This window comes from Cellulophaga sp. 3_MG-2023 (assembly GCF_030546975.1).
Taxonomy (GTDB): Bacteria; Bacteroidota; Bacteroidia; order Flavobacteriales; family Flavobacteriaceae; genus Cellulophaga.
The window spans coordinates 721,182-734,432 of sequence record NZ_JAUOPS010000001.1; the positions used below are offsets into that span (position 1 = coordinate 721,182).

At 32.7% G+C, this 13,251-nt stretch carries 10 protein-coding genes; 3 read left to right on the top strand and 7 right to left on the bottom strand.

Translation table 11 applies throughout. The annotated features are described in order from the left end of the window. Window position 1: 1 nt before the first annotated feature. The 3 genes from Q4487_RS02980 to Q4487_RS02990 all read right to left on the bottom strand — a co-directional run bounded on the left by Q4487_RS02980 (window position 2) and on the right by Q4487_RS02990 (window position 2,294). Entirely contained in the window at window positions 2–517 is a 516-nt protein-coding gene (locus tag Q4487_RS02980; RefSeq protein WP_303541899.1) for a DinB family protein, read from the bottom strand. Between the two features lie 74 nt (window positions 518–591). Continuing rightward, on the bottom strand, window positions 592–1,071 hold the full coding sequence (locus Q4487_RS02985; RefSeq protein WP_013622539.1) for an Lrp/AsnC family transcriptional regulator: 480 nt from the start codon (window positions 1,069–1,071) through the stop codon (window positions 592–594). Between the two features lie 107 nt (window positions 1,072–1,178). After that, window positions 1,179–2,294 carry a M14 metallopeptidase family protein gene (locus tag Q4487_RS02990; RefSeq protein ID WP_303541897.1) on the bottom strand — a complete coding sequence of 372 codons (1,116 nt, stop codon included), beginning with the start codon at window positions 2,292–2,294 and terminating at the stop codon, window positions 1,179–1,181. Window positions 2,295–2,598: 304 nt separating this feature from the next. Here Q4487_RS02990 and Q4487_RS02995 point away from each other — a divergent pair, with 304 nt between their 5' ends. Together Q4487_RS02995 and Q4487_RS03000 are read left to right on the top strand one after the other, a co-directional pair. Beyond that, window positions 2,599–2,961 (top strand): helix-turn-helix transcriptional regulator, encoded by a 363-nt coding sequence (locus Q4487_RS02995; RefSeq protein WP_100895885.1) that lies wholly within the window; start codon window positions 2,599–2,601, stop codon window positions 2,959–2,961. A 66-nt stretch (window positions 2,962–3,027) separates the two neighbouring features. Further along, on the top strand, window positions 3,028–3,408 hold the full coding sequence (locus Q4487_RS03000) for a hypothetical protein (protein WP_303541894.1): 381 nt from the start codon (window positions 3,028–3,030) through the stop codon (window positions 3,406–3,408). Window positions 3,409–3,559: 151 nt separating this feature from the next. Here the strand turns inward: Q4487_RS03000 and Q4487_RS03005 are convergent, their stop codons facing one another. The 4 genes from Q4487_RS03005 to ychF all read right to left on the bottom strand — a co-directional run bounded on the left by Q4487_RS03005 (window position 3,560) and on the right by ychF (window position 10,421). Further along, on the bottom strand, window positions 3,560–4,519 hold the full coding sequence (locus Q4487_RS03005; protein WP_303541892.1) for a sterol desaturase family protein: 960 nt from the start codon (window positions 4,517–4,519) through the stop codon (window positions 3,560–3,562). A 50-nt stretch (window positions 4,520–4,569) separates the two neighbouring features. Then, window positions 4,570–7,209 carry a DNA gyrase/topoisomerase IV subunit A gene (locus Q4487_RS03010; protein WP_303541891.1) on the bottom strand — a complete coding sequence of 880 codons (2,640 nt, stop codon included), beginning with the start codon at window positions 7,207–7,209 and terminating at the stop codon, window positions 4,570–4,572. A 31-nt stretch (window positions 7,210–7,240) separates the two neighbouring features. After that, on the bottom strand, window positions 7,241–9,097 hold the full coding sequence (locus Q4487_RS03015; protein WP_100895881.1) for a DNA topoisomerase IV subunit B: 1,857 nt from the start codon (window positions 9,095–9,097) through the stop codon (window positions 7,241–7,243). A 229-nt stretch (window positions 9,098–9,326) separates the two neighbouring features. After that, window positions 9,327–10,421 (bottom strand): redox-regulated ATPase YchF, encoded by a 1,095-nt coding sequence (gene ychF, locus Q4487_RS03020; protein ID WP_303541926.1) that lies wholly within the window; start codon window positions 10,419–10,421, stop codon window positions 9,327–9,329. 108 nt (window positions 10,422–10,529) lie between these two features. On the opposite strand from ychF, the gene Q4487_RS03025 reads away from it, so the two are divergent. Further along, window positions 10,530–13,220 carry a TonB-dependent receptor gene (locus Q4487_RS03025; protein WP_303541888.1) on the top strand — a complete coding sequence of 897 codons (2,691 nt, stop codon included), beginning with the start codon at window positions 10,530–10,532 and terminating at the stop codon, window positions 13,218–13,220. Window positions 13,221–13,251: the final 31 nt, after the last annotated feature.

Genomic DNA, 13,251 nt, shown 5'->3' on the forward strand with positions numbered 1-13,251 from the left:
CCTATAAATATCTTTCAAAAATAATTTTTGAATGATGTTCTTGATGTCCGCACGCTACAAAACCTGCAGCAGCTGTACTCATAGGAGAATCACTTGCTGTACCCACAAACTTTAACTGTTTTTCTGTTAAATGCGTAAACAATGAAATTGTTGACGCCCTTACATCTAAAAACTCTTGCAATAAACTTTGTCTAGTTCTACTGTTTGCATTAGAAGTTGGCACGTAATCATCTTGTTCAAAACCAGGCAAAGGCGTAGCGTCTAATCTAGAAAAACGCATAGCCCTATACTGAAAAATACGCTCCGTATCTATTATATGCACTATTGCTTCTGCTGTTGTCCATTTATTAGAGGCGTAAGCATAATTCAATTTACTATCTGGTATTACAGCAATTAAATCTTTAAACTTTTTTCTACCATTTTCTAAAGCTGTTAACAAACTTGTATCTTCTACCAAATCTATATAACTTTTATAATAAGGGTTGTAATCTAGTGGTGTTAATTCTGATGCTTTCATAAAATAAAATAAAAAAGCCCAATGTAATTTACATTGAGCTTAGTGTTATTAATTCATCTCTTAAATTAAGAAATCTACAATTCATTAAAAATTGTATGCATTAAACGCTTTTTATCGTTAATGCTCTCCTCTAAAGAAATCATTGTTTCTGTTCTACTAATACCATCAATATCATCAATTTTAAAAATGATATTTTTTGCATGTTGCGTATCTCTAGCTCTAATTTTACAAAAAATATTAAACTTACCTGTTGTAATGTGCGCAACGGTAACATAAGGAATACCAATTAAACGCTCTAAAACAAACTTAGTTTGGTGTGTTTTTTCTAAAAATATACCTACATAAGCAATAAAAGAATAACCTAATTTAACATAATCCAACGTTAAAGATGAACCTTGTATAATTCCGGCTTCTTCCATTTTCTTTACCCTAACATGAACAGTACCCGCAGAAATTAATAATTTCTTTGCAATATCTGTAAACGGAGTTCTGGTGTTATCTATTAACATATCCAGAATCTGGTGATCAATTTCGTCTAGCTTAACTTTAGTCATTATTTAATTAAATTTGGAACAAAAATAGTAAAATAAGAAGATATACGCACTAAATCTATCTTTTTTTTATCAATAATGCAATTATTTTACATATACTAATTAAATTGTTAATTACCAAGTAAAGACTTAGATAAAAGAATGTTATTTTCAACATAATCTAAATCACTCTTATCTAGTAGGTTAAGAGTTTTGTGAGCGTAAAATTTCTCTAGCCCTTGTGTTTCTGTTATTACTGGTTCAAAAATAATTTTTTTATCTTTTAACACTTCCTTATACAGAACCCCTAAGGAATTAGCCTCTGGATGTAAAGTATTTATTTTTTTAGTATTATATATAATAAGGTCTAAAAACTGTTTGCCATTCTCTGGAATTTCAAAATAAGCATCTACCTTATACTTATTTAGCGAGTTTGTGGCAATAACCGATACTCCTTTTAATAAAGAATAAAAAATAAATTCTCTAGTTTTTTCCCTTTCATAGTCTTCTGGGTAATGGCCAGACTCAAATAAAACAGTTGGAGTGTTTAACATTTGAAAAGCATCACCAACACAATTACTATTAAAACCATCGTCATACCTGCCAACCTGATTAGTAATAAAATTTTGCAAAACACTATTCATAGCCACAATTAACTGCATACTTTTATCTCTGGCAACAGACATACCTCTTTCCTTATTAAAAGCAGGCGCCAAAAAAGATACAGTTGCTGGCTTATTTGTTTCACCTACATTAAAAATTGTTCTCTGATCATGTAGGTTAAAACAGAAATCTGGTTTGAAGTTGTCATAAACCTCTCTAAGAATTTTACTTTCTGGCTGAGTCCTATTCTGCGCATCTCTATTTAAATCAATTTCATTAGCATTAATTCTAGTGTATGCTTTTGCTCCATCAGGGTTTAAAATAGGAATAATTTTTATAGTACAATTATCTAAAATTGATGATTGCAAAGAAGATGTTTTTTCTAAAAAATGAATAAAATCTAAAACTGCTTTTGTAGTTGTAGATTCATTTCCATGCATCTGAGACCACATTAAAATTTTAGTTTCTCCATGTCCTATAGTAATCATTTTTATAGGCTCATTTAAAACAGATTTTCCAATTTCTTCTATACCATCTTTAAACAATGTTTTTTCTAAAAAAGGAAAAACCAAACTATTTGTCACATAACGACCAGTTATATTATTAACCTTACAATCTTTAAATATCTGCTTAAAATCTATCATTACAAAAGGTATTAGTAAAGCGTAAAGATAGCGTTATATTGAATTACAAATGTAACAGTTGTTATTACATTTGTAACATTAAACATTACAAATGTAAACTAAAAACCATTGCTGTTTATTTAAAATGATTACATTTGTAACACAATACTACTGCTTATATCAGTAAATTCTATTAAAAAACAATAACAATCTTAAAATCAATAATTTAAGTTATTTTATCTAAAGTTTAATAGAATTAAAACTAGTAGAAATCTCAAATCTAATCTCCCTACGAACCAAGCAAAATAATTAAGATGTAATTACAATGGTAAATTCTGAAGAGTTCATAAAAAGATTAGAAAAAGTAATTAATTACTACGGCTTAACCGCTGCTGCTTTTGCTGATAAAGTTGAAGTGCAACGCTCTAGCATCTCTCACCTATTATCTGGCAGAAACAAACCAAGCTTAGAATTTGTTTTAAAAGTTGTAACTCAATTTCCTGAGGTAAATTTATATTGGTTACTAAACGGAAAAGGAAGTTTTCCTTTTGTTGAGAAAAAAGAAACTAAGCCTCTACCAAAAGAAAATACCAAAACAATAATTAACAAAACAGACTTAAAAAAAGAAGTTAGTAAAGTAATTATTTTTTACACCGATGGCACTTTTGAAACCTTTGACAAAAAATAAGTTTCAACACTTATTTTAACAGCAAAAAAGCAAATAGCTTTCTATTAATTATTTATTTTTGTGCTTATGAAAATAAAATATTTTTACATACTAGCTTCTGCTCTTTGCTTTACATCTTGCTACAATCCAACAAGAAATTGCGCTGACTTTAAAACAGGAGAATTTACGTTTGACTATCAGATTAACGGAGAAGAAAAAACAGGCCGTTTTACAAGAGATGAAGAATACAGTGTAGAGTATTACGAAAACAAAGTAGACAGCTCCTCTGTAAGATGGATAAACGATTGCGAATTTGTATTAAAATCACTTAAAGACCAATCATCCATACATTTTAAAATTTTAGAAACAACCAAAGACAGCTATACTTTTGAATACAGCAATGCTGCTAGAGATCCAAAAAAGGAGTTGGTAGTCATGAAAGGCACAGCTGTTAGAGTTAACAAATAGCTTAGAGTTAATTTAAATCACAATTAACAGTGTTTTAAACATAACACCAGCAAACTACCAGAAACAAAGAAAGACAGCCTTAAAAAGGCTTAAAATAAAAAACCTCGCTTATTAAAAAATAAGCGAGGTTTTTTATTTTACAAGCAGAATACTAATTAGGCCTTTCAAAAGATTTTTTAGGATGATCTTTAGCATACTCCTTAAATTGCCTCTGCTGCTGCTTAACGGTCATTGTGCTACCATCATGACTCCAACCTGGAGGGCCAAAAATATACATTAATTTATGAGATAGCTTTTTAGATTTTTTCATATCCATCCAAATGTCCTTAAACTCATGCGTTAAAATAACTATTGGATTGTTAGAATTTGGCGCATGTATTACACCATACTTAACATCTATACCATCATCTAGAGGCAACCATGTTCCAAATATTCTATCAAAAATATTTAAAAAACCACCATGATTCTTATCTAAATACTCAACGTTTTGTGCATGATGCACTTGATGCATTGTATGCGTATTCATAAATTTCTCAAAAATACCAAGCTTTGGCAGTAATACTGTATGCAACTGAAATTGCCACAGAGCCTCAATACCTAAACAAAATACAACCATTTCTGGCTCAAAGCCTATTGCTGGCATCCACATATAAAACAATGGCTTATACAACAAAGTAAACCACCCGTTTCTAACAGCTGTTCCTAAATTAAAATTATCTGATGAGTGATGCACAATGTGTGCTGCCCATAAAATTCTTATTTCATGATTAGCCCTATGAAACCAATAATATGTAAAATCATCTGCAAGCTGACAAAGCAACCAAACATACCAAGCATAACCAAAAGATTGGTAGCCTAATATATTAGTATGTACACCGTTTACCTCCGGATTACATAGTTCAAAAACAAATTCAAAAATTACAATTGCTGATATTACTTTAAGTGCCGCTGCTAATACTGCAGACCCAACACCCATAAAACCACTCGCAAAAAGATCTTTCCAGTCGTAAAGATCATGATGTTCTTCATGGTTTTTACTATATGTTAATTCTAATAATATAAAAATTATAAACGCTGGACCGCCGTAAACTAGCGGGTTTGTTAAATCCATATAAAAAATATTTTTTTTTGCTAAGATAAGACTATTAAAGGTTAATTTTTCTAAAACAGACTTGTTTGTTCTGTATCATCATCTTCTAAATCTTCTTTACTATCTGTTTTTTTTGATGTAACATCCTCCTCTTCTGTTACTTCTGTTTTCTTAGGAGCCTCAATTACCTCCTCAACTTCTTCATAAGGTAAAGATTCTAAAACATTTGTGCTTTTTATTTTATCTGCAGTCAGTTGATTACCTAAAGCTTTTATCCCCTTAACAGCTATAAAATCCTCTACATCAACTTCTTGATTCGGTTTCTGCTCTTTACCTCTAGGTTTTACAAACTCCAATTCTACCACAGGTCGCCAATCTGTAGAAACTAACTCTAAAACAGATTTTGGATGTTCAGAGATAAACAATTCCTCCTTATTTTCGTTCTCTATTAAAAAACGCTTAATATAATATCGCTCCTTTGCTCCATCAAAATAAATTGCTGAAATTGGCTTCTTAGGATTCCACTTTTCTAAAACAATCATATCTTCATCAAAATGGATCGTAATTTCTGGCTTAATGGTCTTTGCGATTCCTTTTTGAGTAATTATCAAAATTAAATCATCTCCTTTAAACTCCCCCAGTAATTCACCTCTACCATCTAAGTTTAGACGACTAACAACATCATCAAACCAAATTTTACGAGGTTTTAAAGTAGAAACACCCTTTTCTTTTAAGTCGATACGTTTAACAGCGTATTTACTAACAATATTTCCTTTTGAAGACCTTCCTTTTATAAGAATGTCTGAAAAATCCATATCCCACTTTAATTTTTTAATACTACCAACTTGCCTTAAATGTATAGTAACTACTTCTGCCTCTCCATTAGGATTTGCAGAAAAATATAAGACTTCAGAATTTGGCTTACCAGTAGTTAAAGGATACAACCTATCTCTTGTTACAGACGTAACATTAAATCGCTTAATATAACTAGGACCACCTTTACCATCTCTATAAATTAAATTGTAAATAGTACGCTTGTCTTTTTTCTTAAACACAGCGACGTGAATAATATTTTTACCAACAAAAGTCTTAGAATCTACTTTAGAAACCATCATATGACCATCTTTAGTAAACACAATAATATCATCGATATCACTACAGTCGGTAACATACTCATCTTTCTTTAAAGAGGTTCCTACAAAACCTTCTTCCCTATTTACATAAAGTTTTGTGTTTCTAATTGCCACTTTAGTCGCCTCAATATCATCAAAAATTCTAATTTCTGATTTACGTTCACGATCCTTACCGTATTTATCTTTAAGATTTTTAAAGTAATCTACTGCAAAGTCAATTAAATGCTCTAAATGATGTTTTACTTCTGCAATACGCTCCTCTAAACTATCTAATAACTGTTGCGCTTTATCTAAATCAAACTTAGAAATACGCTTAATTCTAATTTCTGTTAAGCGAGTAATATCTTCTTCTGTTACAGCTCTTTTTAAATGTTTTGTGTGCGGCTTTAACCCTTTATCTATAGCAGAAATAACTCCTTCCCAAGTTTCTTCTTCCTCAATATCCCTATAAATTCTGTTTTCTATAAAAATACGTTCTAATGAAGAAAAATGCCATTGTTCCTCTAACTCACCTAATTGAATTTCTAATTCAGCTTTTAAAAGCTCTACTGTATAATCCGTAGAACGTTGCAACATTTCAGTAACACCAATAAAAAGCGGCTTATTATCTTCAATAATACAACCTAAAGGAGAAATAGAAGACTCACACGCTGTAAATGCATACAATGCATCTATGGTTTTATCAGGAGATATTCCAGATGGCAAATGCACTAAAATCTCTACATCCGCAGCTGTGTTATCTTCAATTTTCTTAACCTTTATCTTCCCTTTTTCGTTTGCTTTTAAGATAGAATCTATTAAAGAAGAAGTGTTAGTCCCGTATGGTATCTCACTTATAACCAGTGTATTCCTGTCTAATTGAGCTATTTTTGCTCTAACTCTAATTTTTCCTCCGCGCAAACCATCATTATAGTTAGATACATCTATAATACCAGATGTAGGAAAATCTGGAAACAGTTTAAACTTCTGACCTTTTAAATGCTTAATTGAAGCATCTATTAACTCTATAAAATTATGAGGTAATATTTTTGTTGACAAACCTACAGCAATACCCTCTGCTCCTTGAGCCAATAATAATGGAAATTTTACAGGGAGGTTTACGGGTTCTTTTTTACGACCATCATAAGATTGTTGCCAGTCTGTAATTTTTGGACTAAAAACAACATCTAAAGCAAATTTAGACAAACGCGCTTCTATATATCTAGATGCTGCAGCCCTATCTCCTGTTAATATGTTACCCCAGTTACCCTGAGTGTCAATAAGCAAATCTTTTTGACCAATTTGAACCATAGCATCTGCAATACTTGCATCACCGTGTGGATGATACTGCATTGTATGACCAACAACATTAGCTACTTTATTATACCTACCGTCATCCAACTCTTTTAGCGAATGCATAATTCTACGTTGCACAGGCTTAAAACCGTCTTCTATAGCAGGGACAGCACGTTCTAAAATTACATAAGAGGCGTAATCTAAAAACCAATCCTTATACATCCCTGTGACCTTGGTAAGCTCATTCTGGGGATCATCTATGTTACTATCTAGATTCTCGTTTACTTCTTCGTTCTCTTCCATAAAGAAAGACTCGTGTTTATCTGGTTTATAATTAGTTTTCCTCGATTATATCAAGTTCTACTTTAAGGTTTTCAATAATAAATTTTTGTCGGTCTGGCGTATTTTTACCCATATAAAAACTAAGTAATTGCTCTATAGACATAGCCTTATCTAGCATTACAGGTTCTAAACGAATATCATCTCCAATAAAGTGCTGAAACTCATCTGGAGAAATTTCCCCCAAACCTTTAAATCGGGTTATTTCTGGCTTACCAGTTAATTTTTCAATTGCATCAGCTTTTTCTTCTGGACTGTAACAATAGAAAGTTTGTTTTTTATTACGAACCCTAAAAAGAGGCGTTTGTAATATATATAAATGATTTTCTTTTATTAACTCTGGAAAAAACTGCAAAAAGAAGGTTATTAACAATAATCTAATATGCATACCATCTACATCAGCATCTGTAGCAATTACAATATTATTGTAACGCAAATCCTCCATAGATTCTTCTATATTTAATGCTGCTTGTAGTAAATTAAACTCTTCATTCTCATAAACTATCTTTTTAGACATTCCATAAGAGTTTAATGGCTTACCACGTAAACTAAAAACAGCCTGTGTATTTACATCTCTAGACTTAGTTATAGAACCAGATGCAGAATCTCCCTCTGTAATAAATAAAGTAGACTCTAATCTCCTGTCTTTTTTTAAATCACCCAAGTGCACACGGCAATCTCTAAGCTTTTTATTGTGTAAACTTGCTTTTTTAGCTCTATCCTTAGCTAATTTACGTATACCAGACAAATCTTTACGTTCTCGCTCTGCCTGTATAATTTTACGTTGCAAAGCATCTGCAGTCTCAGTGTTCTTATGCAAGTAATTATCTAAATACTTACCTACAAAATCATTAATATAGGTACGTACAGTTGGGTAATTACCTCCCATATCTGTAGAACCAAGCTTTGTTTTAGTCTGACTCTCAAAAACAGGCTCCATCACCTTAATAGAAACAGCCGAAATAATAGACTTACGAATATCTGAAGCTTCGTAATTTTTTCCGTAAAAGTCTCTAATAGTTTTAACTATTGCCTCCCTAAAAGCTGCTTGATGCGTACCACCCTGTGTTGTATGTTGTCCGTTAACAAAAGATTGATATTCCTCACTATATTGAGTTTTACTGTGTGTTATAGCAATTTCTATATCATCTCCCTTTAAATGAATAATAGGATACAATAAATCCTCTGCATTATTATTTTCTTCAAGTAAATCTTTTAATCCGTTTTCAGAGAAATACTTTTCTCCATTAAAAACAATAGTTAACCCAGGATTTAAGTATACGTAGTTTTTAAGCATACGAATTACATACTCATTTCTATACTTATAATTTTTAAAGATAGCTTCATCTGGAGTAAAAGAAACTTTAGTTCCTTTTCGCTTAGAGCTTTCTACTGGTCCTTCCTCTGCAATTAAATTACCTTGACTAAATTCTGCCCATTTAGATTGACCTTCTCTAGAAGATTCTACCTTAAAAAAGTTAGACAAAGCATTTACGGCCTTAGTACCAACACCATTTAAACCAACAGACTTTTTAAAGGCTTTAGAGTCATACTTACCACCAGTATTCATTTTAGACACTACGTCTACAACCTTACCAAGCGGTATACCACGACCATAATCTCGTACCTTAACTACATTGTCTCTTATTCCAATTTCAATGGTTTTACCAGCTCCCATTACAAATTCATCTATACAGTTATCTAAAACCTCTTTTAAAAGAATATAGATACCATCGTCTGCAGATGAACCATCACCTAATTTACCTATATACATCCCCGGACGCATACGTATATGCTCTTTCCAGTCTAACGAACGAATATTATCTTCGGTATATTTAGTATTGTCTGACATTGATTTAGGATAATTGCAGTTTGCACGCTAATATAGTAAGTGTTAGAAAAAAATGAAACTGATACAGCTTAAAGTAATTAACAATAGTGCATTTTATTTTGTTGATAGATAGAAATTAAGTAGTTACATATGGTGTACGGTCATAAAAATTCATCAATTTAACCATAAACCACAAAAAAATGCTGCAACAAGGTTACAGCATTTTATTATTATTTAACAAAGAGTGTACTTACACATTAAATCTAAAGTGCATTACATCTCCATCTTTTACAATATACTCTTTACCTTCTACTCGCATTTTACCCGCTTCTTTCACTTTTGCCTCACTACCAAAAGTAACATAATCATTATAAGCAATAACCTCTGCACGGATAAATCCTTTTTCAAAATCTGTATGTATAACACCTGCAGCTTGTGGTGCAGTTGCCCCTACTGGTATTGTCCAAGCTCTAACTTCTTTAACACCAGCCGTAAAATATGTTTCTAAGTCTAATAATTTATAAGCTCCTCTAATTAATTTAGCAGAACCAGGCTCTTCTAAACCTAAATCCTCTAAAAACATTTGGCGCTCATCATAACTATCTAATTCAGTAATATCTGCCTCTGTACCAACTGCTAAAAAAATAACTTCTGCATTTTCTTTTGCAACAGCTGCCTTAACCTTTTCTACATATTCATTACCATTAACAGCTCCTTCTTCATCTACGTTACAAACATACATTACTGGCTTATCTGTAATAAACTGTAATGGCTTAACATACTCTAAATGATCTTTTTCATCAACCTCTATAGCTCTAACAGAAATTCCAGATTCTAAACCTTCTTTTAACTTTAAAAGAACAGCTTCTTCTTTCTGAGCCTCTTTATTACCTGTTTTAGCAGTACGCTTTACTTTTTCTAACTTTTTATCTACAGTCTCTAAATCTTTTAACTGCAACTCCATATCTATGGTTTCCTTATCTCTAATAGGATCTACAGAACCATCTACATGCACTATATTATCATCATTAAAACAACGTAACACATGCAAAATAGCATCAGTCTCACGTATGTTTCCTAAAAACTGATTTCCTAAACCTTCACCTTTACTAGCACCTTTAACAAGACCTGCAATATCTACAATCTCTACAGTTGCTGGTAAAACACGCTCTGGGTCTACCAATTCTTCTAATTTTTGTAATCTTGAGTCCGGTACATTCACCACCCCAATATTAGGCTCTATAGTACAAAACGGAAAGTTTGCACTTTGCGCTTTTGCATTAGATAAACAATTAAAAAGGGTAGATTTCCCCACGTTTGGCAATCCAACAATACCTGCTTTCATTTCTAATTCTATTTTAGTGCCGCAAATATACCATTTATAAATTTTGAAGAACAAATAAAACGTTTTTTGATTACCTTTAGATTTATAAAAACCTAAATATCAATCTATATGAAAAAAAAATGCATTCTTATTTTAAGCCTTTTATGCTTCTCATTCGCGTTTAGTCAATCTACAATTACAGGTACTGTAGTAGATGATGAAGGAGCACCACTAGCCGGAGTAAATATTCTTGAAAAAGGTACTACAAACGGAACATCTACAGATTTTGATGGAAAATACAGTATTGAAACACAAGCAAGCGCTACACTAGTATTTAGCTATATTGGCTTTAACACACAAGAAATTAGCACCTCTGGAAAAACAACTATTAACGTAACCCTGTCTGAGGGTATGCTTTTAGATGAAATACAACTAGTTGGTTCTAGAAGCCCTAAGCGTACTGCAACAGATACCGCAGTACCTATTGATGTTTTAGATGTTGCTGAAATTGCTTCTAATACAGGCAAAGTAGAAGTTAACGATATATTACAATACGCTGCCCCTTCTTTTAATGCCACTAAACAGTCTGGTTCTGATGGTGCAGACCACATTGTACCTGCTAGTTTAAGAGGGTTAGGTCCAGACCAAACTCTTGTTTTGATTAACGGCAAAAGAAGACATCAATCTTCTTTAGTAAACATTTTTGGTACTAGAGGTCGTGGTAATTCTGGTACAGATTTAAACGCAATTCCTGCTTCTGCTATTAAAAGAATTGAAGTTTTAAGAGATGGCGCTTCTGCACAATATGGTTCTGATGCCATTGCTGGGGTAATTAATATTGTATTAAAGAATAATACAAACGGATTTTCTGGCGGAATTACTTACGGAGCATACAGCACTGCTATTGGAGATGGTTGGGCAGAAGAATCTGGAGAAACACTTTTTAATGTTGAAGGAGAAAACAGATTAGATGGAAAAAACAAAAATTTTGATGGTGAAACTACCAAAATAGACCTTAACTACGGTATGGCTCTTGGAGAAAATGGTGGCTTCTTTAACGTTACAACCGAATTCTTATCAAAAGAAAAAACACTTAGACCTGGTTTTAGCTGGAGAAAAGGGTATGGTGGTGCTGCTATTGATGGATTTAACTTTATGATTAATTCTGCTGTCCCTATTGATGAAAATACAGAAGTATATGCTTTTGGAGGTAGAAACTACAGAGATACCAATGCAAATGCTTTTTCTAGAGATGGCTTTGCAGACGGAGACAATAGAGCTGTTCCAAGTTTGTACCCAGACGGATTTACACCTCAAATTACATCTCTAATTACAGATGTCTCTGTTTCTGCTGGTGTTAGAAGTAAAACTAAAAATGGTTGGAATGTAGACTTTAACAACACTTACGGCAAAAACAACTTTCATTATTTTGTAAAAAACACTAATAATGCCTCTATGAAAGATGCTTCTCCTACAGATTTTGATGCAGGTGGACATTACCTTTCTATGAATACTACAGGATTAGAACTTAATAAGTATTTTGAAGATGTTGCAGCTGGCTTAAATGTAGCTTACGGATTTGAATATCGAACAGAGAATTTCGGAATCTTTTCTGGAGAAGAATCTTCGTATTCTTTATATGATGATAACGGAGTTGTTATTACTAATCCTGCTACACAAACAGCAGCACAGGATGGCAATGGGGACGAATTACCTGGCAGCTCACAAGGTTTTCCTGGCTACAGCCCTGCAAATGAAGTTGACCGCAGCAGAACAAATTATGGTATTTATGTAGACTCCGAGTTAAATGTTACTGACGAGTTTATGGTTGGTGGCGCTCTGCGTTATGAGAATTATAGTGATTTTGGCAACACATTTAACTTTAAACTAGCAAGTAGATATAAAGTAAGTGACAATTTAGCTTTTAGAGGTTCTGTTTCTACTGGTTTTAGAGCACCTTCTTTAGCACAACTATACTACAACTTAATATTTACAAACATTGTAGCTGGTAGGTCTGTACCATCTTTATTATCTGCAAATAACAGCACTGTAACAAAAGCATTTGGAATTGGACAGTTAAATGAAGAAAAAGCTCTTAATGCTAGCTTAGGATTTACTTATACCAATGGCGGGTTTTCTGCAACAATAGACGCATACTCTATAGCTGTAGACGATCGTATTATTTTAACTGATAACTTTACAGACCAAGCTGTATTAGGCCCTTTAGGTGTAGATGCCGCTCAGTTTTTTGCTAATGGCGTAGATACCAGAACCACTGGCTTAGACATTGTACTTAATTACACCACTACTGTTGGTGCAAACGGAAAAGCTAGTATTGGCTTAATTGGTAACTTTAATGACTTAGAGGTAAAAGAAATACACAATGGTAATTTAAATGAATTTACATTCTTTGGTCCATTTTCTCAAGCTTACTTAGAAGCTGCCGCACCAGATTATAAGTTTGGACTTAACCTTGGATACACAAACTCTAAATTTAATGCACAAGCTACTTTAACACAGTTTAGCGAGGTTGAACTACAAGATTTTCAGTGGGTAGACACACCTGCCACTACACAAGCAGAAGCAGATTTGCTTTACCCTGTAGCTACAGATATTTATGAAGCTGCTCTTGTTGTAGATTTAAGTGTTGGTTATGAATTTTGCAAGAACTTAAAACTTACAGTTGGTGCCAACAACTTATTTAATGAGTACCCTACTCCACAATTTGATGGATGGACAGATCAAGGTGGCTTAGCAGATTCTGTACAAATGGGTTCTGATGGGACCTATATCTTTAGTAGAATTAATTTTAATTTTTAAGAAAATTAAAATATTACAAACAAAAAAACGA

Excerpts from the sequence above, each read along its gene's own strand:
- Q4487_RS03010 (WP_303541891.1), bottom strand. The coding sequence starts at position 7,209 with ATGGAAGAGAACGAAGAAGTAAACGAGAATCTAGATAGTAACATAGAT.
- Q4487_RS02985 (WP_013622539.1), bottom strand. The coding sequence starts at position 1,071 with ATGACTAAAGTTAAGCTAGACGAAATTGATCACCAGATTCTGGATATG.
- ychF (WP_303541926.1), bottom strand. The coding sequence starts at position 10,421 with ATGAAAGCAGGTATTGTTGGATTGCCAAACGTGGGGAAATCTACCCTT.
- Q4487_RS03000 (WP_303541894.1), top strand. The coding sequence starts at position 3,028 with ATGAAAATAAAATATTTTTACATACTAGCTTCTGCTCTTTGCTTTACA.
- Q4487_RS02980 (WP_303541899.1), bottom strand. The coding sequence starts at position 517 with ATGAAAGCATCAGAATTAACACCACTAGATTACAACCCTTATTATAAA.
- Q4487_RS03025 (WP_303541888.1), top strand. The coding sequence starts at position 10,530 with ATGAAAAAAAAATGCATTCTTATTTTAAGCCTTTTATGCTTCTCATTC.
- Q4487_RS02990 (WP_303541897.1), bottom strand. The coding sequence starts at position 2,294 with ATGATAGATTTTAAGCAGATATTTAAAGATTGTAAGGTTAATAATATA.
- Q4487_RS02995 (WP_100895885.1), top strand. The coding sequence starts at position 2,599 with ATGGTAAATTCTGAAGAGTTCATAAAAAGATTAGAAAAAGTAATTAAT.
- Q4487_RS03015 (WP_100895881.1), bottom strand. The coding sequence starts at position 9,097 with ATGTCAGACAATACTAAATATACCGAAGATAATATTCGTTCGTTAGAC.
- Q4487_RS03005 (WP_303541892.1), bottom strand. The coding sequence starts at position 4,519 with ATGGATTTAACAAACCCGCTAGTTTACGGCGGTCCAGCGTTTATAATT.